The 23,348-nt window shown below is 61.9% G+C and carries 20 protein-coding genes; 15 read left to right on the plus strand and 5 right to left on the minus strand.

Annotated features, from left to right (window positions below):
* Positions 1-54 precede the first annotated feature (54 nt).
* The 5 genes from YY7_RS0102750 to YY7_RS0102770 are packed head-to-tail and all read left to right on the plus strand — an operon-like array spanning position 55 to position 5,107.
* Positions 55-1,050 carry an ABC transporter substrate-binding protein gene (locus YY7_RS0102750; protein ID WP_028161886.1) on the plus strand — a complete coding sequence of 332 codons (996 nt, stop codon included), beginning with the start codon at positions 55-57 and terminating at the stop codon, positions 1,048-1,050.
* Between the two features lie 55 nt (positions 1,051-1,105).
* Complete coding sequence (locus tag YY7_RS0102755; RefSeq protein WP_245287189.1) at positions 1,106-1,912, plus strand: ABC transporter ATP-binding protein; 807 nt, start codon at positions 1,106-1,108, stop codon at positions 1,910-1,912.
* Entirely contained in the window at positions 1,909-2,709 is an 801-nt protein-coding gene (locus tag YY7_RS0102760; RefSeq protein ID WP_035688993.1) for an ABC transporter permease, read from the plus strand. Before YY7_RS0102755 ends, YY7_RS0102760 begins: the two co-directional genes overlap by 4 nt.
* Entirely contained in the window at positions 2,706-4,067 is a 1,362-nt protein-coding gene (locus tag YY7_RS0102765) for an amidohydrolase family protein (RefSeq protein ID WP_028161889.1), read from the plus strand. Before YY7_RS0102760 ends, YY7_RS0102765 begins: the two co-directional genes overlap by 4 nt.
* 14 nt (positions 4,068-4,081) lie before the next feature.
* A complete protein-coding gene (locus tag YY7_RS0102770; RefSeq protein ID WP_028161890.1) occupies positions 4,082-5,107 on the plus strand; it encodes an aromatic ring-hydroxylating oxygenase subunit alpha in 1,026 nt (341 codons plus the stop codon).
* Positions 5,108-5,212: 105 nt separating this feature from the next.
* Here YY7_RS0102770 and YY7_RS0102775 read toward each other — a convergent pair whose 3' ends face one another.
* The 5 genes from YY7_RS0102775 to YY7_RS0102795 form a co-directional block, all read right to left on the minus strand.
* Complete coding sequence (locus YY7_RS0102775; RefSeq protein ID WP_028161891.1) at positions 5,213-5,998, minus strand: ABC transporter ATP-binding protein; 786 nt, start codon at positions 5,996-5,998, stop codon at positions 5,213-5,215.
* Positions 5,995-6,768 carry an ABC transporter permease gene (locus tag YY7_RS0102780; protein ID WP_028161892.1) on the minus strand — a complete coding sequence of 258 codons (774 nt, stop codon included), beginning with the start codon at positions 6,766-6,768 and terminating at the stop codon, positions 5,995-5,997. Before YY7_RS0102780 ends, YY7_RS0102775 begins: the two co-directional genes overlap by 4 nt.
* Before the next feature lie 89 nt (positions 6,769-6,857).
* Complete coding sequence (locus YY7_RS0102785; RefSeq protein WP_028161893.1) at positions 6,858-7,802, minus strand: ABC transporter substrate-binding protein; 945 nt, start codon at positions 7,800-7,802, stop codon at positions 6,858-6,860.
* A gap of 126 nt (positions 7,803-7,928) precedes the next feature.
* Positions 7,929-8,672, minus strand: a complete 744-nt coding sequence (gene hutC / locus YY7_RS0102790; RefSeq protein WP_028161894.1) for a histidine utilization repressor — start codon at positions 8,670-8,672, stop codon at positions 7,929-7,931.
* A complete protein-coding gene (locus YY7_RS0102795) occupies positions 8,669-10,027 on the minus strand; it encodes a formimidoylglutamate deiminase (RefSeq protein WP_028161895.1) in 1,359 nt (452 codons plus the stop codon). Before YY7_RS0102795 ends, hutC begins: the two co-directional genes overlap by 4 nt.
* Positions 10,028-10,110: 83 nt before the next feature.
* Here YY7_RS0102795 and hutI point away from each other — a divergent pair, with 83 nt between their 5' ends.
* The 10 genes from hutI (at position 10,111) to YY7_RS0102845 (ending at position 23,317) form a co-directional block, all read left to right on the plus strand.
* Positions 10,111-11,325: an imidazolonepropionase gene (hutI, locus tag YY7_RS0102800; protein ID WP_028161896.1), complete on the plus strand. Its 1,215-nt coding sequence runs from the start codon at positions 10,111-10,113 to the stop codon at positions 11,323-11,325.
* Positions 11,322-12,911 (plus strand): histidine ammonia-lyase, encoded by a 1,590-nt coding sequence (gene hutH, locus YY7_RS50475; RefSeq protein ID WP_051396504.1) that lies wholly within the window; start codon positions 11,322-11,324, stop codon positions 12,909-12,911. Before hutI ends, hutH begins: the two co-directional genes overlap by 4 nt.
* Positions 12,908-14,578 carry a urocanate hydratase gene (hutU, locus tag YY7_RS0102810; protein ID WP_028161897.1) on the plus strand — a complete coding sequence of 557 codons (1,671 nt, stop codon included), beginning with the start codon at positions 12,908-12,910 and terminating at the stop codon, positions 14,576-14,578. Before hutH ends, hutU begins: the two co-directional genes overlap by 4 nt.
* 269 nt (positions 14,579-14,847) lie before the next feature.
* Positions 14,848-16,431: an ABC transporter substrate-binding protein gene (locus YY7_RS0102815; protein WP_028161898.1), complete on the plus strand. Its 1,584-nt coding sequence runs from the start codon at positions 14,848-14,850 to the stop codon at positions 16,429-16,431.
* Between the two features lie 72 nt (positions 16,432-16,503).
* Entirely contained in the window at positions 16,504-17,484 is a 981-nt protein-coding gene (locus tag YY7_RS0102820) for an ABC transporter permease (RefSeq protein ID WP_028161899.1), read from the plus strand.
* Entirely contained in the window at positions 17,484-18,404 is a 921-nt protein-coding gene (locus YY7_RS0102825; protein ID WP_028161900.1) for an ABC transporter permease, read from the plus strand. Before YY7_RS0102820 ends, YY7_RS0102825 begins: the two co-directional genes overlap by 1 nt.
* Positions 18,401-20,242, plus strand: a complete 1,842-nt coding sequence (locus YY7_RS0102830) for an ABC transporter ATP-binding protein (RefSeq protein WP_028161901.1) — start codon at positions 18,401-18,403, stop codon at positions 20,240-20,242. The genes YY7_RS0102825 and YY7_RS0102830 overlap by 4 nt, the downstream gene beginning before the upstream one ends.
* Positions 20,243-20,311: 69 nt before the next feature.
* On the plus strand, positions 20,312-21,073 hold the full coding sequence (locus YY7_RS0102835) for a DeoR/GlpR family DNA-binding transcription regulator (RefSeq protein ID WP_028161902.1): 762 nt from the start codon (positions 20,312-20,314) through the stop codon (positions 21,071-21,073).
* Positions 21,066-22,355: a Zn-dependent hydrolase gene (locus tag YY7_RS0102840; protein ID WP_028161903.1), complete on the plus strand. Its 1,290-nt coding sequence runs from the start codon at positions 21,066-21,068 to the stop codon at positions 22,353-22,355. Before YY7_RS0102835 ends, YY7_RS0102840 begins: the two co-directional genes overlap by 8 nt.
* A complete protein-coding gene (locus YY7_RS0102845; protein ID WP_028161904.1) occupies positions 22,352-23,317 on the plus strand; it encodes a phosphotransferase family protein in 966 nt (321 codons plus the stop codon). Before YY7_RS0102840 ends, YY7_RS0102845 begins: the two co-directional genes overlap by 4 nt.
* Positions 23,318-23,348 lie beyond the last annotated feature (31 nt).

The following is a 23,348-nucleotide window of genomic DNA, read 5'->3' on the forward strand; positions in this document are numbered from 1 at the left end:
CCGTTCCCGGATTGTGGGGCCGGGCGCAACGCCGGCCATAACGGGGAAGCCGCAATGGCCACGAAATTCCTGCCGCGAACGATCGCGGTGACCCTGGTCAGCGTCGGTGCGCTGCTCTGTTCGATCGCGTCGACGTTCGCTGCCGATAAGGTGACGTTCCTGACGAGCTGGTTCGCGCAGGCCGAACATGGCGGCTTCTATGAGGCAAAGGCGACTGGGCTGTACGAGAAGGCCGGCCTCGACGTGACCATCAAGATGGGGGGTCCGCAGGTCAACGGCTCGCAGCTCCTGCTCGCCGGCGAGACCGATTTCCTGATGGGCTACGACATCCAGGTGCTGAAGGGGCGGGAGCAGAACCTGCCGTTGGTCACAGTCGCCTCGTCCTTTCAATTCGACCTCCAGGGACTGATGACGCATGACGATGTCGCCAACATCGCGGCGCTCAAGGGCAGGCCGATCCTTATCGCAGGTTCCTCCCGCGTTACGTTCTGGCCCTGGCTCAAGGCCAAATACGGATTCACCGACGACCAGATCCGACCTTACACGTTCAACCTGCAGCCTTTCTTCGCCGACAAGAGCATGGCCCAGCAGGCCTATCCGTCCTCCGAGCCCTACCAGGCCGAGCAGCAGCACGAGAAGGTGAAGTTCTTCCTGCTCGCCGACGGCGGCTATCCGCCCTATGGTTCGACAATCGTCACCACCGAGAAGATGATTGCCGAGAAGCCCGACGTCGTGGCGCGCTTCGTCAAGGCCTCGCTCGAGGGCTGGCGCGACTATCTGAAGAATCCGGCGCCGGCCAATGCGCTGATCAAGGCCGACAACCCGAAGATGACTGGCGGGCAGATCGCGTTCGCGATCGAGAAGCTGAAGGAGAGCAAGGCGATCGACGGCGGTGACGCCGCAAAGCGCGGCATCGGCGTGATCACGGAGGATCGCTACAAGCAGATCTACGACTTCCTGGTCGCGGGTGGTCTGCTCGATCCGAAGGTGAACTGGCACAAGGCCTACGATGATCGCTTCGTCAAGGACCTGAAGATCGGAGTGCAATAGCGGGCCGATGAACGCTCTCTTGCCGGGCACCCCGCTTGATGAAGGCGGACAGCGGATGGTGACGGGCGGCGAACGTCCGCCGGCGGTCGAAGTGCTGTCGGCCGAGAAAGTGTTCTCGAACGGCACGCGCGGATTGGCGCCGATCAATCTGTCGATCGCCGACGGCGAGTTCCTGACACTGATCGGTCCGTCCGGCTGCGGCAAGAGCACGCTGCTGAAACTGATCGCCAACCTGATCGAACCCTCCGATGGCCGGCTGTTGTGGTGGCGTGGAGATTTCTCGCAGGTCGGGCAGGAGGGCAGGCGGTTCGCCTTTGTCTTTCAGGAGCCGACCTTGATGCCCTGGGCGCGGGTCGAGGCCAATGTTCGGCTTCCGCTGGAGCTGTCCAACATTGCCAAGACCAAGGCTGCGCCGCGGGTGGCCGAGGCACTCGAACAGGTGGGCCTATCCGCTTTCAGCAAGCATTTCCCGCGCCAGCTCTCCGGCGGCATGAAGATGCGGGTCTCGATCGCGCGTGCGCTGGTGACGAAGCCAAATCTGCTGCTGATGGATGAACCGTTCGGCGCACTGGACGAGTTCACGCGCAACAAGCTCGACGCCGACCTGATCCGCCTGTGGTGGGAAGGCAAGTTGACGACGGTGTTCGTCACCCACTCGATCTATGAAGCCGTGTTCCTGTCGACGCGTATCATCGTGATGGCGGCAAACCCAGGCCGCATCTTTCGCACCATGACCATCGACGAGCCGCAGCCGCGCGGCGAGGGCTTTCGCGACAGCCCGAAATTTGCGGCGTATTGTCGGGAGCTTTCGACCTGGCTCGCGGAGGCGTCGCTGCCTTCCGCATCGGCAGGTGTCTCATGAAGCCCTTGCTGCACTCGGAGGCCTTTGTCCGGATCGCCGCTCCGCTTGGTGTGGGGATCGCGTTGTTCGTATTGTGGGAGGTCGGTTTTCGGCTGGCCGCGGTGCCGGTCTATCTGTTTCCGAAGCCGAGCGACATCTTCACAAGCTTCGTCAACAATGGACCGTCGCTGTTCCGCGCATTGCTGGTCACGTTGCGCGTGACATTGCAGGCGTTTGCCGCGGCGGTCATCATCGGAACGCTGGTTGCGTTCATGTTCGTGCAAAGCCGCGCGATCGAGATCAGCCTGTTTCCCTATGCGGTGCTGCTGCAGGTGACACCGGTCGTCGCGATCGCGCCGCTCGTTATCATTCTCGTCAAGAACACGCAGCTCTCGCTGACGATCTGCGCCACGCTGGTGGCGCTGTTCCCGATCATCTCCAATACCACGCTCGGCCTGCGCAGCGTCGATCCAGGGCTCGCCAATTATTTTCGGATGAACCGCGCGAGCCGGCTCAAGACCTTGGTCAAGCTGCGAATCCCCGGGGCCTTGCCCTATTTCTTTGGCGGGCTGCGGATTTCCAGCGGGCTCGCCTTGATCGGTGCTGTGGTCGCCGAGTTCGTCGCCGGCACCGGCGGCCGCTCGTCGGGTCTCGCCTATGAGATCCTCGACGCCGGCTTCACGCTCGATATTCCCCGCATGTTCGCGGCGCTGTTCCTGATCACGCTGACCGGCGTCGTGCTGTTCGCCGCGATGGTGGTGCTCTCCAGGCTCGCTTTGTCGAACTGGCACGAAAGCGAAATAAGGACCGAGACATGACTGCGACGCTGATCGAGAACGCCGTCGGGATCTTCACCGGCCTGCCGGGTGCCGCCATGCGCGCGACGGGCGCCATCCGCATCCGCGACGGCGTCATTGCCGAGATCGGCGCGCTCGAGCCGCAGCCGGATGAGCAGCGGATCGACGCGCGCGGTTGCGTCATCTATCCGGGCCTGATCTCCACCCATCATCACATGTTCCAGAGCGTGATGAAGGGCGTCACCGCCGGCATCAACCTTCCGCTCGCGGGCTGGCTGCGCGCGGCGCCTTACAGGCTCTGGTCGAAGCTTGACGAGGAGGCGCTGGCGGTTGCCGCAAGAATTGCGCTGTCCGAACTGCTGCTGTCGGGAACGACGACGGCCGCCGATCACCACTATCTCTTCAGCAACACCTTCAGGTTCGATCCCGCCCATGTGATCTTCGAGGTTGCGCGCAGCCTGGGCATCCGCCTGGTGTTCTGCCGCGGCGGCGCCACCAAGGACCGTCACATGAACGCTGACGACTTTCCGCCGATGCCGGTGGAAACGCTCGACTCCATGCTGAAGTCGGTCGAGGCCTGCGCGCAGCGCTTCCATGATCCGTCGCCAAGAAGCCTGACACGTGTTGCGCTGGCGCCGACCACGCCAACCTGGTCGCTCGACCCCGGCGAGTTGAGGGAAGTGATCGCGGCAGCGCGGCGGATGAAGCTCAGGCTGCACAGTCATCTCTCCGAGACCGCTGACTATGTCGATTTCTGCCTCTCGGTCCACGGCAAGCGACCGGTGGAATGGCTCGCCGACCACGACTGGCTCGGGCCCGACATCTGGTTTGCGCATCTCGTCCATCTCGATCCGGGGGAGGTCGAGATACTCGCAAGCACGGGTACCGGCATGGCGCATTGCCCGCAATCCAACTGCCGCCTCGGCTCCGGTGTCGCGCCGGCCGATCACATGGCGCGACTCGGCGGCGCGGTGTCGCTCGGTGTCGACGGCGCGGCCTCCAACGAGGCGGCTGACATGATCAGCGAGATGCATAGCTGCTGGCACACCCATCGCGCCGTAAAGGGCGCGCATGCGGTGACGGCCGAAGACGTCGTGCACTGGGCAACGGCCGGCGGTGCCCGCGTTCTCGGTTTCCCCGAGATCGGCACGCTTGCGCCTGGACAGCAGGCCGACATCGCGATCTTCGACCTGAACCAGCCGCGGCACTTCGGCATGCACGATCCGCTGATCGCGCCGGTCACATGCGCCGGCAGCGTGCATTTGCGCTACCTTTTGGTCGGCGGTCGCATCGTGGTCGAGGACGGCGCTATTCCGGGCCTCGATATCGCAAAACTCAGATCCGATGCCCTCCGCGTGGTCGAGCGGATGGCGGCCTGATAGCGGAGAAGATCATGCTCAGCACCAAACAACCGGTACTTCGCCGCTTCTGGTATGCGACCGTACCGCTCGAGCATCTCAAGGATGGTCCAAGACCATTCACCCTGCTCGGTGAACCGATCGTGCTGTTCCTCGATGCAGAGGGGCAGCCGGCGGCGCTCGAAGACCGCTGCTGTCATCGCACCGCGAAGCTGTCGAGGGGCTGGTGCAACAACGGCAACATCGTCTGCGGCTATCATGGTTGGGAGTATGATCGTGACGGCAAGCTCGTGATGATCCCGCAATTTCCGTTCGAGCAGCCCGTGCCCGACGCCAAGGCGCGGTCATTCCGGGCCCAGGCCAAATACGGCTATGTCTGGGTCGCGCTCGACGAACCATTGCGCGACATCCCGGAAATCCCCGAGGAGACCCGGCCGGGCTATCGCCGTATCCATCAATTCTACGAAAAATGGAACACAGCCGCGCTCAGGTTAATGGAAAACTCGTTCGATAACGCCCATTTCGCCTTCGTGCATAAGGGTACTTTCGGCGACATCAATCAGCCGAAGCCGGAGAAATACGAGATCGTCGAGACCGACGACGGTTTCGACGCCGAGACCATCATCACCGTCCGCAATCCGCCGAATGCCTATCGGATCAGCGGCACGACCGATCCGAGCACGAAGCGGCACCAGCGCAACAAATGGTTCATGCCGTTCTGTCGGCGGCTCGACATGGAGTATCCATCAGGCATCCGGCATATCATCTTTAATTGCGCGACGCCGATCTCCGACGGCCAAATACAGGTCATTCAGATCCTCTTCCGTAACGATACCGAGACCGACTGCTCAACCCAGGAATTGATCGACTGGGACGCCGCGATCATCGCCGAGGACCGCGACATGCTCGAATCGACCGACCCCGACGCTATCGTGGACATGAGCCGGAAGATCGAGATGCACATGCCGTCAGACCGGCCGGGCATGATCATGCGCAAGCGACTACTTGAACTCCTCCGCGCGCATGATGAGGAGGAGCAGCCTAAGACCCAACTGTCTTAGAGCAATACCCAGAAGACACGGGTATTTACCGCTGTCCGTGCATGACATAAGTGCCGGGCTCCCCATCGCTACGACGGGCTTAGACTAGCGGCCAGCCCGTGTTTGTCAGGCGTCAGCAGCGACCTTCAGGGCCTCGGTGCGTATCTCTTCCACGAGCCGTTCCTTCAGTCTGATGAATTCGGGCGTGGTTTTGATCTTGTAGGAACGCGGGTGGGGCAGGTCGATCGCAATCGCGGCCTTGATGCGGCCGGGACGCGCGCTCATGACGATGACTCGACTGCCGAGAAAGATCGCCTCCTCGATATCGTGCGTGACAAACAGCACGGTCTTCTGGTCGCGTTCCCAAATCGCAAGCAGCATCTCCTGCATCAGCGCCCGGGTCTGGTTGTCCAGGGCGCCGAACGGCTCATCCAGCAACAGGATCTTCGGATCGTTGGCAAGGGCGCGCGCGATCGCCGTGCGCTGTTGCATGCCGCCGGAGAGCTGTTTCGGCCAATGATTTTCGAAGCCCGATAATCCGACTCGGTGGATGAAACCGTCCGCGATCTTGTACCGATCCGCTTGAGAAATTCCGCGCTCGCGCAGGCCGAATGCGATGTTCTCCCGCACCGTCAGCCAGGGAAAGAGCGTATAGGACTGGAACACCATGCCGCGATCCGCGCCAGGTCCGGTGACCTCGCACCCGTCGAGCATGACGCGCCCGCTGGTCGGCCGATCGAGCCCGGCGATGATGCGGAGCAGGGTGGACTTTCCGCAGCCCGAGGGACCAAGGATGGTGACAAAATCATTGTCGCCGACACTGAGATCGGTCGGTTCGAGAGCCTGCGTCGGCGCATGGCCCGGGCGCGCAAGAAAGATACGTGAAACCTGATCGATCTTCAGCGCGGTCATGCCAATTTCCAGGGAAACAGCCATGCGTTGAAGGCCTTGAAGAGGAAATCGGAGATCAGGCCGATGAGCCCGATAACGATGATGCCGAAGATGATCTGGCCCGTGTTGAGCAAGGCCTGGCTGTCCGTAATCATGTGGCCGATCCCTGACGAGGACCCGATGAGTTCGGCGACGATGACATAGGTCCATGCCCACCCTAGAACCAATCGAAGAATTTCGGCGATCTCGGGAGCGGAAGAGGGCAGCAGCACGCGGCGGATGATGCCGCCGTCGCCGGCTCCCAGCGTATACGCCGCTTCGACGAGATCGCGCCTCGTGCTCCCTACGGTCACAGCGACCATCAGAATGATCTGGAACACCGAGCCGATGAAGATCACCATGAGCTTCTGCAACTCGCCGATACCGGCCCACAGGATCAAAAGGGGAATGAAGGCAGAGGCTGGGAGATAACGCGCGAACGAAACGAATGGTTCGAGAAAGGCTTCAATCGGCTTGTAAGCGCCCATGAGAACGCCTAGCGGCACGGCAACGAGAGCCGCCAGCACGAAGCCGCCGACAACACGCCAGATCGTCATGCCGATATCAAACAGAAATCCATGCCTGGTGAGCAGCTCGAAGCCTTCCTGCACCATGATCAGTGGGTTGGCGAGAAATGTCTTCGAAACATAGCCGCCGAAGGTCGCCCAGGCCCACAGGGCAACGAACAGCACGAAGAATGCCAGGCCATAGGCCACGCGTTGCTTCGACGTTACAGGACTTAGGGGACGCATCACGGCGGTATTTCCAGGCGACGTGTCGATCCTGCGCCAGTTTTGCTCCACAAGCGGCGAAGCGGAACTGGCGCGGGCGCGCAGCGGTTCTATTTGATGAAGCTCGCGTCAAAAAGATCTTCGATCTTCGGGGCAGACTTGATGATGCCGATCTCGAGCAGCAGGTCTGCCGCCTCTTTGTTGAAGGTCAGGAACTCGCCCGTGAAGAATTTCTGGTTCGCTGCTTTGTCCTGCCAGCGCAGATATTTTGCCGAGTTGCCGAACTGCTCACCCGATTGTTTCACGTCGGCCCCCATGATCTCGTACGCCTTCGCTTGATCCCTTGCGATCATGTCGAGGGCTTCGAAATAGCTGTCGGCCAGGGCCTGCGCGGCTTTCGGATTGTCGGTCAGGAATTTCGGTGTGCAGCCGAAGGTGTCCATCACCATCGGGTAGTCGAGAGTGGTGGCGATGATCTTGCCCTTGTCCGGTGCGCCACGCACGGTCGAGAGGTAAGGTTCATAGGTCATTGCCGCATCGTTCTGGCCGGAAACGAACGCCTGTGCCGCCGCGGCTGGCTCCAGATTCACGATCGTGACGTCCTTAACCGAGAGGCCGTTCTTTCGAAGCATCCAGGCCAGTGCGAAGTAGGGTGAGGTGCCCGGCGCGGACGCCGCGACTGTCTTGCCTTTCAGATCCTTAATCGAGGCAATCTCGTTGCGCACGGCCATGCCGTCGGCGCCAAAGCTCTTGTCAAGCTGAAAGATCTGCTTGGTCGCGACGCCGTTCGCATTCCAGGAGATCCAGGTCTCGACTGTGGTCGCCGCACATTGAATGTCACCGGACGCGATGGCGAGATGCCGATCCTTCTGCGGAATTTTCCTCAGCGTGACGTCGAGCCCGTTTTTCTTGAAGATGCCGGCCTGGCTTGCAAGCGTGAGCGGTGCAAAGCCGGTCCATCCCGAGATGCCGATGCCGACCTTCACATCGTCGGCAACCGCCGGTGCGGACACCAGCAGGGCAAAAACTGCTGTGAATGCTCTTAAACTACGCATGATGCTCTTCCCTCCTGCCGTACTATGGATTGCGTCCCATTGGTTGCTTCAGGTCCGCTGCGACGAGCTCCCGCACCAGTCACGTGTGCATCGCGTTGCATGAATTGTGCCGTGCCGGACATTCCTTCAGCCGCCCTTGAAACGGGCTACCAGCCGATGGGTATCCCCCGGATAGAGCAGGCGCACGGCGGTGACCGTTCGTGCGCTGCGCCATGTGTATCGATCGATCACTAAGCAGGGCGCGCCGACGGCAATGTCCAGTTCGGCTGCAGTGCCCTTATCGGCCACCGTGGCGCTGATGGTGTGCTCGGCTTCGGTCCAAGGAACATGGTGCAACAGCCATGAGCCGGGTGGCTCGGTCGTAAAGTCCGCCGCGGCGGCTTCCGGCACCGTGTCGAGATCGATCAGCCTGTCTTCAATGGCAAACGGCACGTCGTCGGCGCTATGACGACAAGCGATCGCGATTACCTTGCCGGTCCTACGGACGCCAAGACGCGCGCGATCGGCGGCGTTCGCGGCGCGGCGGGAGCAATGGATGAGCTGATAAGCATAGCTGCGGCCAAGCGCGGTAATCTCCGCGCGAATGTCGGCGATCTTGAGCACCGCCGACAGATGCTGCGGGCGACGTACAAATGTGCCGGCCCGCCGTCTTCGCTCGATCAGATCGGCTTGCGCCAATTCCGACAGCGCCTTGTTCACGGTCATTCGCGAACAGCGATAACGCGCCATCAGCTCGTGCTCGAAGGGAATGCGATGACCCGGAGGCCATTCGCCAGTCAGGATCCGACGTTCTATATCGTGTCGGATCTGCCTGTAGAGTGTTAGCTTGTCCGCGGCCGGAAGCTCGTTGTTGTGAGCGTGGAGACTCATGCCAGAAGCCTCCGGACGGTCGCGTTGAACTGCGCGCGCGCTCGCTCGCGGAGCCGATGACGCCCGCCCTCGACGACCTTGTTTCCCCCCGCCCAGACACAATCGATGGCTCCGCCGCCTGTCGCAAAAATCCAACCGTCGAGAATGGCATCGCCACGACGTCCGGCCAGAGATGGATGCGTGATGTCGAGGGTCACGATATCGGCGCGCGCGCCTCGTTCTATTCCCGCGCCGGTCTGCGCCAGCGCCTGCGCACCGCCCGCGAGCGCGCTCTCGAATAACGCACGGCCAGTCGAGTTGCCGAGTCCGCCGGAGAGCACATTGCGTTCGCGGTGCTTCAGGCGCTGACCATATTCGAGCTGGCGCAATTCATCGGTAACGCCAACCAGGACATTGGAATCGGTGCCGACGCCGAACCGGCCCCCGGAACCGACAAATTCGCGCGCGGGGAAAATGCCGTCGCCGAGGCTCGCTTCGGTCACCGGGCAGAGGCCGGCGACTGCGCCGGTGCGAGCGAGCGAACCGACTTCCGCCGGCGATGTGTGGGTCGCATGGATCAGGCACCAGCGTTGATCGACGGGCGCGTGGTCAAACAGCCATTCGACCGGCCGCTGGCCCGACCAGGCAACACAATCCTCGACCTCCCTGACTTGCTCGGCGGCGTGGATATGGATCGGCGCGCCTTGGGCCATCGGCACGATCGCAGATAGTTCGGTTGCGGTCACGGCGCGCAGGCTGTGCGGGGCAATGCCGACATTGGCTCCGGGTAACGTACTGACCGCCTTGCGCGTGGCGTCAATCAGCGTAGCAAACTGGTCGATTGAACAGATGAATCGGCGCTGGCCTGCATGCGGCGCGGCGCCGCCAAAGGTGCTGTGCGCATAGAAACTCGGCAAGAGCGTGAGGCCGATGCCTGCGCCCTCGGCAGCCTGAGCAATTCGTGTCGCCATCTCGGAGAGGTCGGCATAGGGCGTGCCGTCACGATCATGATGAAGATAGTGGAACTCACCGACCCGCGTATAGCCCTGCTCGAGCATCTCGACATAAAGCAGGGTCGCGACGCTCTCGACGTCTTCCGGAGTCATTTCGAGCGCAAAGCGATACATCGTCTCGCGCCATGTCCAGAAGGTATCCGCCGTGTTGCCACGCGTCTCGGCAAGGCCCGCCATGGCGCGCTGGACCGCGTGACTGTGCAGGCTCGCTATCCCAGGAACTGCCAGCCGATGCTGCTCATCCCGCGCTCCCGGCGCCACGCCGACCGCAATCTTGGCGACGAGCCCATCCGTGATGACCACCTGCACGTCATCGGCCCAGCCCGACGGCAGCAGCGCGGATGCGAAGTGCAGATTTGTCATGTTTCGTGCCGACTGGACAGAGCGTCAACACGATTATATGTCTAGACATATATGTCAAGCTTCCGGCACCCGGGGGAAGGCACATGGCAGAGCGCTACGATCGTATCTGGCACAATGCGCGGCTCGCCACGATGCGCGAGGATCTGCCGGGTCTCGGCGTCATCGAGCACGGCGTGATCGCTGCCCGCGATGGCCGGATCGCCTATGCCGGCGCGCAATCCGATTTCCAGCGTGATGCCGACGCGACCGAGCGGATCGACTGCGCCGGCCGATGGGTCACGCCCGGATTGGTCGATTGCCACACCCATCTTGTTTTCGGCGGCAACCGCGCCCACGAATTCGAATTGCGGCTTGAAGGCGCAAGCTATGAAGAGATCGCCCGTGCCGGTGGCGGCATCGTCTCCACCGTTGCGGCCACGCGGACCGCGAACGAGGCCGAGCTTGTCGCCGACGCATTGCCGAGGCTCGACGCGCTGATCCGCGAGGGTGTCACGACGGTCGAAATCAAGTCCGGCTACGGCCTCAACACCGAGACCGAGATGCGGCAGCTTTTGGCCGCGCGTGCGCTTGGCCGTGTCCGAGCGATCGCGGTCCGGACGTCTTTTCTTGGTGCACATGCACTTCCGCCGGAAGCTTCCGGCGACAAGGATCGTTACATCGATCTCGTGTGCCAGGAAATGCTGCCTGCGGTTGCGGAGGCGGGACTTGCAGACGCCGTGGATGCTTTCATGGAAGGCATCGCGTTCTCGCGCGATCAAACGGCGCGCGTCTTCGAGGCGGCCAAAGCCCTGGGTTTGCCGATCAAGCTTCACGCCGATCAATTATCGAACCTCGGCGGCGCATCGCTTGCAGCGGAATATTCAGCTCTGTCCGCCGATCATCTGGAGCACACCGACGAGGCCGGGGCTCAGGAGATGGCGGCGGCAGGCACGGTCGCGGTCCTATTGCCAGGCGCGTTCTATTTTATTCGCGAGACGACGAAACCGCCGGTCGAGCTTTTCCGTGCCCACGGAGTCAAAATGGCGTTGGCGACCGACTGCAATCCCGGCAGCTCGCCGCTGACGTCGCTTCTGCTCACGATGAACATGGGGGCGACGCTGTTTCGATTGACCGTTGCCGAATGTCTTGCCGGCGTGACGCGGGAGGGAGCGCGCGCGCTAGGCCTTCTGGGCGACACCGGTACGCTCGAAGTCGGCAAATGGTGTGATCTCGCGATCTGGGACATCGAGCGGCCCGCTGAACTCGTCTATCGGATCGGCTTCAACCCCCTGCATAGCCGCGTATGGAGGGCGCAATGAGTGATCCGGCGGCGCCGATCGTCGTCAAGCCGGGAAGGGTCACGCTCGACGATTTCGCCCGGGTGCTCGCAGGTGCTGCAGTCTTGCTCGAACCATCCTTCTGGGCTCGGGTCGAACTGGCTTCTCGTATCGTTGCGCAAGCTGCTCACGCGGACGTGCCGGCGTACGGCATCAACACCGGATTTGGAAAACTGGCATCGACACGCATTGCGCCCGAGCAGACCGCGCTGCTTCAGCGCAATCTCATTGTCTCTCATTGTTGCGGGGTAGGGCGTCCCTCGCCCGAGCCGATCGTGCGGCTGATGATGGCCTTGAAGATCGTCTCACTCGGGCGAGGCGCTTCGGGCGTGCGCCGCGAGGTCATCGAGCAACTGCAGATGATGCTGGCGCGCGGCGTTTGTCCGCTGGTGCCGCAGCAGGGTTCGGTCGGCGCATCGGGCGATCTGGCGCCACTTGCGCATATGACGGCCGTCATGATCGGGGAGGGGCAGGCGATCCTCGATGGACGGCTTGTTCCGGGCCGCGACGCGCTCGCCGCCGCCGGTCTTGCGCCGTTGACGCTCGGACCGAAGGAGGGGCTCGCCCTCATCAACGGCACCCAGTTCTCGACGGCTTACGCCATCTCCGGCGTGCTGCGCGCCCATCGCCTGGCCTGCGCGGCTTTGGTGACAGGCGCTCTTTCGGTCGATGCCGCCATGGCCTCGACCGCGCCGTTCCGGCCGGAGGTGCAGCAGTTGCGCGGACATGCCGGCCAAACTGCTGCCGGCGCCGCCCTGACGGCGCTGCTTGCCGGCAGCGACATTCGCCAGTCGCATCTCGAGGGCGATGAGCGGGTGCAGGATCCCTATTGTCTGCGCTGTCAGCCGCAGGTTGCCGGCGCCGCGCTCGACTTGCTTACGCAAGCGGCGCGAACGTTGGAGATCGAGGCCAATGCCGTCACCGACAATCCGTTGGTATTGGTCGAGACTGGCGAGATCGTCTCGGGCGGCAACTTCCACGCCGAACCAGTGGCTTTCGCCGCGGACCAGATTGCGCTTGCGCTTTCGGAGATCGGTGCGATCAGCGAAAGGCGGATCGCGACGCTGGTCGATCCCGCGCTGAATTTCGGCTTGCCGCCGTTCCTCACGCCGGAGCCGGGTATCAACTCCGGCTTCATGATCGCCGAAGTGACGGCGGCCGCGCTCTATGCCGAGAACAAGCAGCGTGCGTCGGCCTGCTCGATCGACTCAACCCCCACCAGCGCCAACCAGGAAGATCACGTCTCGATGGCTGCGCACGCCGCGCGCCGGCTGTCCGATATGGCGGACAATTTGGCGACGATCTTAGGTATCGAGCTCTCGGTCGCAGCGCAAGGCATCACGCTTCGCACGCCGCATTCGACCAGCGCCCCGCTCGCAGCGGTCATTGCTGAATTGCGCGCGCATGTGCCGGCTTTGAGCGCTGATCGTTACATGGCCGATGATCTTGCGAAGGCGACCGCGCTGGTCGAATCCGGTGCGTTGCCGGCTGCGGCGCTCTCCGCGCTGCCGGACATCCCGTTCCCGATCCTTGTTTCGAATCTTGCCGATAAGGGCGATCTGTCATGAGCCGTCGAGTAGACAACGACCGTACGATCCGCGCGCCCCGGGGCGGCGAGATCAGTGCCAAGAGCTGGTTGACGGAGGCACCGCTCCGCATGCTCATGAACAATCTCGATCCGGAAGTCGCGGAACGTCCAAGCGAACTCGTCGTCTATGGCGGAATCGGTCGTGCCGCGCGCGACTGGGATAGCTTCGACCGGATCGTCACCTCCTTGCGCAAGCTGGAAGTCGACCAGACCTTGCTGGTTCAGTCGGGCAAGCCGGTCGGGATCTTCCGCACGCATCCGGACGCGCCGCGCGTTCTGATCGCGAACTCGAACCTGGTGCCGCATTGGGCGACGCTCGATCACTTCAACGCGCTCGACCGGCAAGGCCTGATGATGTTCGGGCAAATGACCGCCGGGTCCTGGATCTATATCGGCAGCCAGGGCATCGTGCAGGGAACCTATGAGACGTTTGTCGAGGTCGGACGACGACACTACGGCGGCAGTCTTGCAGGCAAGTGGATCCTTACGGCGGGGCTCGGCGGCATGGGCGGCGCGCAGCCGCTCGCCGCGACCATGGCGGGCGCCTCGCTGCTGGCGATCGAATGCCAGCCGAGCCGCATCGAGATGCGGCTGCGCACGGGTTATCTTGATCGACAAGCGAACACGCTTGATGAGGCACTTTCGATCGTGGCGGCGAGCGCGCAGGGTAATAAGCCGGTCTCGGTCGGCTTGCTCGGCAACGCGGCTGAGATTTTTCCGGAACTGGTGCGGCGTGGCGTGAGGCCGGACATCGTCACCGACCAGACCAGCGCGCACGATCCCATCAATGGCTACCTGCCCAAGGGGTGGTCGCTTGCCGAGTGGGAGACAAGACGCGCCAGCGATCCGAAGGCGGTTGAAGCCGCGGCCAAGACGTCGATGGTCGATCACGTTCAGGCCATGCTGGATTTCCACGCCCAGGGTATTCCCACGCTGGACTATGGCAACAACATTCGCCAGATGGCGAAAGATATGGGACTGCATAACGCATTCGATTTTCCGGGCTTCGTCCCTGCCTATATCCGTCCACTGTTTTGCAGAGGCGTTGGGCCGTTTCGGTGGGCCGCGCTGTCAGGCGATCCGGATGACATCTTCAGGACGGATGCCAAAGTCAAGGAGCTGATGCCCGACGATAAACACCTGCACAACTGGCTCGATATGGCGAGAGCCCGGATCAAGTTTCAGGGGCTGCCGGCGCGGATTTGCTGGGTAGGTCTCGGCGACCGCCACCGGCTGGGTCTCGCCTTCAACGAGATGGTGGCGCGCGGCGAACTGAAGGCGCCGATCGTGATCGGCCGCGACCATCTCGACAGCGGCTCGGTTGCGAGTCCGAACCGCGAAACGGAAGCGATGCGCGACGGTTCCGATGCGGTATCAGACTGGCCGCTGCTCAATGCGCTTCTGAATTGTGCCAGCGGCGCGACATGGGTCTCACTGCATCACGGCGGGGGCGTCGGCATCAGTTATTCGCAACACGCCGGAATGGTGATTGTTGCAGACGGAACCCCGCAGGCCGCCCGCCGCATTGAACGCGTGCTCTGGAACGATCCGGCGAGCGGCGTCATGCGGCACGCGGACGCGGGCTATGAGAGCGCGATTGCATGTGCCCGCTCGAATGGGCTCGATCTGCCGAGCGTGACGCCATAAGGGCATCATCGGTGCTGACTGAACAGTCAGCGCGACCGCAGCCGTCGTGCACCTCACGCTAGGTGGCAATCCGCTTGCCTGCGCCGTAGGCGAACCGCTCACCAAGAGGCAGTATCTCGTCCAGGCTCATCGCAGCCGAGACGTATCTGCTGTCAAATCGGTCAAAATCCACACATGGATAGTCAAAAATAGCTCGAAAAGCGCATGGCACGCCTTCTGCATGACCGTTGTGACCGGTTTGTCGGTTCATGTGGAAAAGGGGAATGTCGATGCATCCGAAATTTGACCGTCGCCACTTTCTAAAGGGGGCGGCGGGAGCCGCGGTCGCCGCAGGCTACATGCAGATCAATCCAGACTTTTTCATCTCGCCGGCCCACGCGCAGGCCGGGAAGACCATGACCTTCCTGTCGGCCGAGAACATCACGGGCAATTGGGATCCGACCGCTCACACCACGCTTTCGCAGAAAAACATCGAAGGCTTCGTGATGGGTTTTCTGACCCGCACACCGATGAAGCTCGATAGCCCGAGCGAGGTCGTCTATGAACTGGCAACCGACATCAAGCTGCTCGATCCGAACCGCCTGCAAATCAAGCTGCGTCAAGGCGTCGTCTTCCATGATGGCAAACCGTTCAAGGCGGAGGACGTCAAGGCCACTTTCGAATATGGATCCAAGCCGGATCGCCCCGCACAATGGTATCCTGGCCCCACCGAAACGCTGAAGATCGAGACGCCTGACGACTACACGGTAATCGTCGATACGTCGAAAGGCGGTTACCCGGCGCACCTCTTCATGTTCCTTGCGGCGTTCCTGCCGATCATGTCGGCAAAGGATATCGCGGGCGGACCTGGGGGCGTGCTCTCGCAGCGGCTGAATGGCACTGGTCCCTTCAAATTCGTCGAGCAGCGCGGCAACGACACCGTGATGAAGGCGTTCGATGGCTACTTCAAGGGCAAGCCGGCCATTGCGGGGATCAATTTCACCTTCACCGGCGACTCCACGACGCGCATGCTCTCCCTCATGAATGGCCAGGCTTCGATCGTCGAACGCCTTGAGCCAGAGCAGGTGGATACGGTCAAGGGCAATCCCAACATCCGCATCAACCAGGTCGTTTCGGTCGAGAACAAGTATCTTTGGTTTCGCTGTTCGAAGCCGCCGTTCAATGATCCCCGTATCCGCCTCGCCGCCTGTCACGCCATCAACCGTGACGTTATCCTCGAAGTGCTGGGATCCGCGGGGCACGCGTCGTCCAACTTCGTGTCGCCGGTCAAGTTCGGTTACATCGATCTCGAGAATTATCCGAAGTTCGACCCAAAGAAGTGCCAGGCGTTGCTCGCCGAGGCCGGCTTCCCGAACGGCAAGGGGTTGCCGCCGCTCGAATACATCACGTCCGTGGGCTTCTATCCCAAGACCAAGGAATACGGCGAGATCATCACCGCGATGCTCAACGAGCAGGGCTTCAATGTCAGCCTGACCGTGCTCGAACCGGCCGCCTGGAATGAACGCCTGTACCATCGTCCCGGCGGCGGACCCGGTCATATGGTGGACTGCGGATGGTCGACCGGCTCGCCCGAGCCCGATTTGATTCTCCGCACGCATTTCCACTCCTCGTCGCATCGCATTTGCGGCATCGAGGATACCGCGATCGACGCAAGTCTCGACAAGGAGCGTAGCGCACCGACGCTTGAGGAACGGAAGAAGATCCTCCAGACCGAGACGATGCCCCTGATCGCCTCCAAGATGCCGGCGCTCTCGCTCTTCACGTCCGTCATGATTCACGCGATGCAGAAGAATTTCGAAGGTCTCTATATCTATCCGGATGGTTCGATGGATGCTTCGAGGCCCGTTGCCTGACCATGGACGGTCACCGCGCGCCGCGAGCAGGCGGTGCGCGGTCCGACATGTCCTCCGACGCGGAGCTGAAGAATGTTCGTCCTGAACTTCCTGATGCGGCGCCTGATTCAAGGCGTCATCATCATATTCCTTGTCTCGCTGCTGATCTTCACCTTGCTGAGGGTCGTACCGGGAGATCCGGTGCGACTGATGGCCGGCGGCATGGCTCCCGAGGCCCTGATCGAGAAGATCGCGACCGACATGGGGTTGCGAGACCCGATCATCGTTCAGTTCGGTCGCTATATGAGCAGCGTCGTTCGGGGTAATCTCGGGCAGTCCTTCGTTCGTCCCGCGAACGGCGCTGCGACAGGCGGCGCGAACTTCAACGATACGACGCGCGGTGAACGGGCCAAGGTGCTAAGCCTGATCCTCGAAGCCTTGCCTATGACGCTGCAGCTTGCCGCAGTGACGTTGGCGATTGCCCTCGTTTTCTCCGGGATCATAGGGATTGCTGGCGGCCTCGCGGTCGGGCGTTGGCCGGACAAGTTGGCATTCTACACCTCGTCGGTGTTCATATCGTTGCCGAATTTCTGGCTGGGAATCGTTCTCGCGCTGCTGTTTTCAGTCAAGCTCGGTTGGCTGCCGGCGATCGGATATCAGGGGTTTGCCTACACGATTCTCCCAGCCATCGTGCTTGCGGTCGAGTTGTCGCCGGTCCTGATCCGGACGCTCGTCAGTTCCGTCTCGGCGCAGATGATGGAGCCTTACGTGGCGGTGGGGCATGTCCGTGGCCTCGGCCGCAGCCGCATCATTGCAAACCATGCCCTTCGCAATGCCTCGGTGCCGCTGCTCAATCTGCTCGGGGTGCAGTTTTCGAGCCTGCTCGGCGGGGTGATCATCGTCGAATACATCTTCGACTATCCCGGGCTTGGTCTGTTGACCATCAACGCGGTGTTGCAGCGCGACTTCCCGTTGATTCAAGGGATCGCCATCGTAACCAGCGCCATCTTTGTGCTGATCAACATCATTGTCGATCTTATTGCCACCACGATGGATCCAAGGCTCGAATATTGATGTCTATCGCTACCGCCACCGGCGCACCAATGGCGCACACGCCGGCCCAACGCTCCGTCATCCGACGCATCTTCGACAAGGCTGCATCGACGCCGGGATTTCGCGTCGGCCTCGGACTGTTCGTTGTCCTTGCCCTGGCGACCGCCTTCTATCCTGAACTGAGCGGCATCGACCCGACGAAGATGGACGTCAAGGCGCGCCTTCTGCCACCGCTGTTCCTGGGCGGAAACTGGAGCTGGGCGCACCCGCTCGGCACGGATCAGATCGGCCGCGACATGCTCGTCCGCTCACTGGTCGGTCTGCGTTACTCCTTCTTGATCGGCGTCGCCTCCGTCATCGTCATGTTGGCGATTGGATGCGCGCTTGGCACGATTTCGGGCTACTTCGGCGGACGAACCGATGCCATCGTCATGAGGCTGACGGATGCCCAGCTATCGATCCCGATGATTATCCTCGCCATTTCCGTGCTCGGCGTTTCGCGGCCGACCATCCCCGCGATCGTTTTGGTGCTCGGAGTTTCGAACTGGCCGGTCTATGCCCGCATCATGCGCAGCATCGTGATGACTGAGCGGCAGCGCGAATATGTCCGCGCCGCAAAGATCGGCGGTTCGACCGATCTTCGGATCATCCTCGCGCTGCTGCTGCCGTTGCTGCTGCCGCCGGTCCTGTTCACGTCGGTGCTCGACGTTGCGCGCATGATGATCTTCGAATCCACGCTCGGTTTCCTAGGGCTCGGCGTGCAGCCACCGACGCCGACGTTCGGCAATATCATAGCGGACGGACGGAAATATCTGCTGAACGCGTGGTGGATCGCCACCATGCCGGGTCTCTTCCTCGGCCTGACACTCACCAGCGTCAACCTGATCGGCGCTTCCCTCGAACGTGCACGGAATGCGATTCACGGAGGCTCCGAAGCATGACGCAGCCGCTTCTTGACCTCAAGAACCTGACGGTCGCCGCGGGTAACGGCGGCACGGCCAAAGTCATTCTCGACAATGTGTCCCTCAGCCTCGCTCCTCGCGAGATCGTCGGCGTGGTGGGCGCCAGCGGTTCCGGAAAGACCGTACTTTCCAAGGCCGTGGTCAACTGGCTCGAGCCGCCGCTCACGAAGCGATCGGGTCAGGTGCTGTTCGAGGGACGCGACATCTATGCCATGCGCGGCGCGGAGATGCGCCTGTTGCGCCAGCGGATATCCTATGTCGGCGCCAATCCCATGGGTGCGCTCGATCCAACCCTGCCGGTCGGCGCCCAGATTGTCGAGAAGATGCGGGCCGTCGTGCCCAGAACATTACGTCGGGATGCCGAACGTCGTGTCATCGAACTCCTCGATGCGGTTCGCATCCCATCGGCGCGAAATCGCTTTCACGACTATCCCTCCCAGTTCTCGGGCGGCATGATGCAGCGAGCGCTGATCGTGGATGCATTGGTGACCAATCCCGCACTTCTGGTCGCCGACAACGTCACGCAGCCGCTCGATGTGACGGTCGCTGCTCAGGTGATCCGGCTGATGAAGGAGCTGACGGTCACCTTCAACACCGCGGTGCTGTTCGTCTCATCGTCCCTGCCAGTGGCGCGTGAAGCCTGCTCGCGGATCCTGGTGATGGATGAAGGGCGCATCGTCGAGGAGCAGTCGACAGAAGATCTGATCAGCAGGCCCGTATATCCCTATACACGCGAACTGGTGCGCCAGACCCCGAAAATATGGGTCGAGGCGGCCGCAACGCCCCGCCTTGACGACCAGCGGGAGGTGGTTCTCAGCTTGCGCGACGCCTCGCAGACCTACAAGGTTAGAAAGAAAAGCGGTTTTGGTGGCTTCAACCTGGTTCGCGCCGTTCGCAACGTCACCTTCGACGTGCGCCGCGGCGACAGCTTTGCCATTGTCGGCGAGTCCGGCTGCGGAAAGTCGACCCTGATGCGGCTTCTGTCGAGGCTCGAATTGCCGAGCTCAGGACAAATCCTCTGCGCGGACAAGGACATCGCAACGCTCAAGGGCCGGGCGCTGCTCGAGCTCCGGAGCAAGCTGCAGATGGTGCTACAGGATCCGTTCGGCTCGCTGCCGCCCCGGACCTCGATCGGGAGGATGCTGGAGGATCCGCTGCGTACGCATGGCTGGCGCGACAAAGGCAGGATTCGCGAACGCGTCCTGAAGGTGATGGGCGAAGTGGGGGTGCCGGCCGAACTTTACGAGGAACTTCCGCTCGGATTGAGCGCCGGACAGCGACAGCGCGTTAATGTCGCTCGGGCGCTGGTGCTGGAGCCGGAAATTCTCATCATGGACGAAACGCTGTCCGCGCTTGATCAAACCGAGCAGTTCAAGCTGCTCGACTTGTTCCAGAAGCTCCAGAAGGAATACGATCTGACCTACATCTTCATCTCGCACGATCTGGCGATGGTGAGGAAAGCCTGCAATCGCGTGGCGGTGATGTATCTCGGCGAGGTCTTCGAGCTCGCTGACAATGAGCGACTATTCTTCGACCCGGGACACCCGTACACGAGGGCACTTCTGAGCGCCATGCCGACGCTTGAGCGGCGTCGCTATCAGCCGGACGAGTGCCTGCTGGAGGGGGAGCCGCCAAGCCCGCTCGACGTTCCCGCGGGCTGCAGCTTCAGGTCGCGCTGTCCGCAGGCCATCGACAAATGCAGTCGCCTTCATCCGAGCCTGACGGTGCGGGAGCGGCAGGACTTCGCTGCGTGTCATCTGGTGATGCCGTCGCTCGGTGTCTGCGGCGCTGCCGAAGGGATGCACGCCAGCGTGTGATGAGGGGGTCGTGAACAACAAGTCGGCTTTGGAAGCGGCCAGCAGTGCCGTGGGAATCGGGGAACGTTCATGAGCTTCACGGAGCATCGTCTTGAATTGATCCGCGACATGCTGCGGCAGAAGCAGCGGGTCCACGTCAGGGAATTGGTCGACCACCTCAAGGTCAGTCAGGAGTCGATACGGCGGGATCTCCGGGAACTCGAGACGCAAGGTTTCGCCCGCCGTGTTTATGGCGGTGCGGTGATCGACCGGCAGGAGAGCGATCAGCCTTTTGCCGAGCGTTTGCGCGTTGGCGCGAGGGAGAAGGCGCGGATCGGTGAAGCCGCCGCGGCTCTGGTCAAGGATGGCATGAAGATCTTTGTTGACGAGGGCACGACGGCCCTTGCCTGCGTGAAGCACCTTGAGGCTCGCAAGGATCTTACGATTGTGAGCAATTCGCTCGCGGTAGCGGCGCACTTCTACTATCTGTCGACCCCCAGCGTGCGCGTGCTCGGAGGACGGCTGCGACCTGATTATCAGGCGACGTTTGGGCCAGAAACCGTGACTGCGATGAAGGAGCACTTTTTCGATCTCGCGATCATCGCAATCAGCGCCGTCCATGTCGAACGCGGTTTTATGGATTATGGCGAGGACGAAGCGATCGCGCGGCGCGTTGCGCGCGCACAAGCTAAGCGATCGGTAATCGTCGCCGACAGCTCCAAATTCGGCCGCCTCGGCTCGATCCATACATTCGGGTTGGGCGACGTACATGCTGTCATCACCGGGGCCGTCCTGACCAAGGACTTTTCCGACCAATTCCTCAAATCCAACTTGGAAATCATCTATGCCTGACGTTGTCTCCAAGCACGCTCCCATCAATCCATCGCGTCTTCAGGCAATGATGGAGGAATTGTCGGCGTTCGGCGGTGGGCCGGATGGATCCATGAACCGCTTGACCCTCTCGAAAGAGGACGGCGCAGCGCGTAATTGGCTTGGCCGCTGGTTCGCGAGCAACGGGTTTGTCCAGGCCGTCGACGCCATAGGCAATCAGTTCGGCAGCTTGTCGCTTGCCGGCGCGAATGCGCCGGTCATCATGGTCGGCTCACATGTCGACAGCCAGCCCAATGGTGGTCGCTTCGACGGCGCTCTCGGTGTCGTCTCGGCCTGTGAGGCCGTGCTTGCCGTCTCAGAGCGTCTGAAGGCAGAGAACAAGCTATCGGCCTGCAATTTTCGGGTGGTGAACTGGACCAACGAGGAGGGCGCGCGTTTCCAGCCAAGCCTGTTGGGCAGCAGCGTGTTCGCCGGAGCGGCCGAGCTTGAATGGGCGCTCGACCGGGCGGATGGAGATGGCGTCACCGTTCGCCAGTCGCTTGAGCAGATCGGTTATGCGGGCGGAGATAAGATTGCGCTGCCCGACGCTCTTATCGAACTTCATATCGAAGGCGACAAGGTGCTGTTTGAGGCGAGTGAAAAATTCGGCATCTTCACCCGCTTCTGGGGCGCAACGAAGTACCGTCTCGCTTTCCTCGGCCGCCAGGCGCATACTGGGCCTACACCGATGGCTGAGCGCAGGGACGCGCTGCTCGGCGCCGCCTATCTGATCGCCGATTTGAAGGAGATCGCCGGCGAGCACGGGTCGGATTTGCACACATCGGTCGGTCGGCTGGAGGTCTTTCCCAACTCCCCAAACACCGTTCCATCGGAAGCCGTTCTCTTCATCGAGTTGCGTTCGGGCTCGCCGGACGTCCTCGCCGAAGCTGAGCGGATGATGAAGATCAGGATGGAGGCGGCGGCCAGGAAAGCCGGTGTGACCTATGAAATCAGGGCGATTGATCGGCGCAAGGCGGGCCGCTTCTTCCCGGGACTGATTTCGCTGGCCGAACGAATGGTCGCGAATTACGGCGAAACGGCGCGCCATCTGGATACGATCGGTGGCCATGATGCAGTGGCAATGTCCAGTGTCTGCCCCTCAATTGTCTTGGCAGTGCGTTCGCGCGACGGCGTGATCCATCATCCGACCGAGTTCACCAGCGCCGAGGATCAGGCTTTTGGGACGCAGGTGCTGGCGGACATGCTCTACGCGATTGCCAGCGAAGGGCTGCAGGCGGCTAATCCAAAGGGAGCTGCAACATGAAAGCGCTCGGGAAGCCGCAGACGGCCCTGGAGGCGCGCGCCGAGCGAGCCATCCAGAGCTTTCCGATAATCGATGCCGCGAGCGCGACCTATGCAGCATCTGCGGCGCCGGTTGCATCGCCGTCCTATCACGCGGTTGAATCGACCTCGTTCGACGTAGCGCCTGATGGCCAGGAGGCAAGCTTCTTTCTTCGGCTGGGCGGTGACGAGGTCGCAGAGCTGGTCGACGACGACGCGGCGTTTGCAGCGGCGCGTCGTCTTCACAGACTCGGTCTGTCGCCGGAGCCTATCGCACGAGTACCGGACGAAAGGGCCGTGCTGTTCGCGCGGCTTGGCGAAGGCTGGCGAACTGCCAAGATCGACGACCTGATGCACGAGAGTGCGGCTGCCCGTCTCATCGAGATGCAGAAGACGATCGCCACAGGCGAGCCATTCGGGCGACGTTGGTCTGTCTTCGATGGCATCGATCGGCTTTGGCCACTGGTTTCGGAGGCCGGCAACATGCTCCCGGGCGATGTGGAATGGATGCTGGCATGGATGGCTCCGATGCGTGACGCGATCGCTGCGGCGGGCGTCGAACTAAAACCAGCGCACGGAGACCCCCATTCGTCCAATGTCATGCTCGGTCCGAACGAAGCGATGATGTTGGTCGACTTCGACATGGCCGGTGACATCGATCCCTACTACCAGCTCGGCGTGCAGATGAATGAGCTCTACCAGTTCGAAAGCCAGATGAAGCCACTTTTGGAGATGCATGACGGCAGCTTCAGTGAGAAGGCGTTCAACCGGTGCAGGCTTTATGCCGCCGCCGACGACCTTTATTGGGCGCTCCGCAGCCTGCTGCAGGATGCGCGATCACCCCGCCAGGGCCTCGAATTCCTGAAATATGCGGGATGGCGTTTCCTGCGCTGCCGGATGCTGCTCGGGCACCCCGGCTTCGAGGAACGGGTCCGATCTCTCTAGAGCGTTTTCGAGCCAGAGAAAGTGAGACAGG

Source organism: Bradyrhizobium elkanii WSM2783 (assembly GCF_000472865.1).
GTDB lineage: Bacteria > Pseudomonadota > Alphaproteobacteria > Rhizobiales > Xanthobacteraceae > Bradyrhizobium > Bradyrhizobium elkanii_A.

Excerpts from the sequence above, each read along its gene's own strand:
- YY7_RS0102750 (WP_028161886.1), top strand. The coding sequence starts at position 55 with ATGGCCACGAAATTCCTGCCGCGAACGATCGCGGTGACCCTGGTCAGC.
- YY7_RS0102755 (WP_245287189.1), top strand. The coding sequence starts at position 1,106 with ATGGTGACGGGCGGCGAACGTCCGCCGGCGGTCGAAGTGCTGTCGGCC.
- YY7_RS0102760 (WP_035688993.1), top strand. The coding sequence starts at position 1,909 with ATGAAGCCCTTGCTGCACTCGGAGGCCTTTGTCCGGATCGCCGCTCCG.
- YY7_RS0102765 (WP_028161889.1), top strand. The coding sequence starts at position 2,706 with ATGACTGCGACGCTGATCGAGAACGCCGTCGGGATCTTCACCGGCCTG.
- YY7_RS0102770 (WP_028161890.1), top strand. The coding sequence starts at position 4,082 with ATGCTCAGCACCAAACAACCGGTACTTCGCCGCTTCTGGTATGCGACC.
- YY7_RS0102775 (WP_028161891.1), bottom strand. The coding sequence starts at position 5,998 with ATGACCGCGCTGAAGATCGATCAGGTTTCACGTATCTTTCTTGCGCGC.
- YY7_RS0102780 (WP_028161892.1), bottom strand. The coding sequence starts at position 6,768 with ATGCGTCCCCTAAGTCCTGTAACGTCGAAGCAACGCGTGGCCTATGGC.
- YY7_RS0102785 (WP_028161893.1), bottom strand. The coding sequence starts at position 7,802 with ATGCGTAGTTTAAGAGCATTCACAGCAGTTTTTGCCCTGCTGGTGTCC.
- hutC (WP_028161894.1), bottom strand. The coding sequence starts at position 8,672 with ATGAGTCTCCACGCTCACAACAACGAGCTTCCGGCCGCGGACAAGCTA.
- YY7_RS0102795 (WP_028161895.1), bottom strand. The coding sequence starts at position 10,027 with ATGACAAATCTGCACTTCGCATCCGCGCTGCTGCCGTCGGGCTGGGCC.
- hutI (WP_028161896.1), top strand. The coding sequence starts at position 10,111 with ATGGCAGAGCGCTACGATCGTATCTGGCACAATGCGCGGCTCGCCACG.
- hutH (WP_051396504.1), top strand. The coding sequence starts at position 11,322 with ATGAGTGATCCGGCGGCGCCGATCGTCGTCAAGCCGGGAAGGGTCACG.
- hutU (WP_028161897.1), top strand. The coding sequence starts at position 12,908 with ATGAGCCGTCGAGTAGACAACGACCGTACGATCCGCGCGCCCCGGGGC.
- YY7_RS0102815 (WP_028161898.1), top strand. The coding sequence starts at position 14,848 with ATGCATCCGAAATTTGACCGTCGCCACTTTCTAAAGGGGGCGGCGGGA.
- YY7_RS0102820 (WP_028161899.1), top strand. The coding sequence starts at position 16,504 with ATGTTCGTCCTGAACTTCCTGATGCGGCGCCTGATTCAAGGCGTCATC.
- YY7_RS0102825 (WP_028161900.1), top strand. The coding sequence starts at position 17,484 with ATGTCTATCGCTACCGCCACCGGCGCACCAATGGCGCACACGCCGGCC.
- YY7_RS0102830 (WP_028161901.1), top strand. The coding sequence starts at position 18,401 with ATGACGCAGCCGCTTCTTGACCTCAAGAACCTGACGGTCGCCGCGGGT.
- YY7_RS0102835 (WP_028161902.1), top strand. The coding sequence starts at position 20,312 with ATGAGCTTCACGGAGCATCGTCTTGAATTGATCCGCGACATGCTGCGG.
- YY7_RS0102840 (WP_028161903.1), top strand. The coding sequence starts at position 21,066 with ATGCCTGACGTTGTCTCCAAGCACGCTCCCATCAATCCATCGCGTCTT.
- YY7_RS0102845 (WP_028161904.1), top strand. The coding sequence starts at position 22,352 with ATGAAAGCGCTCGGGAAGCCGCAGACGGCCCTGGAGGCGCGCGCCGAG.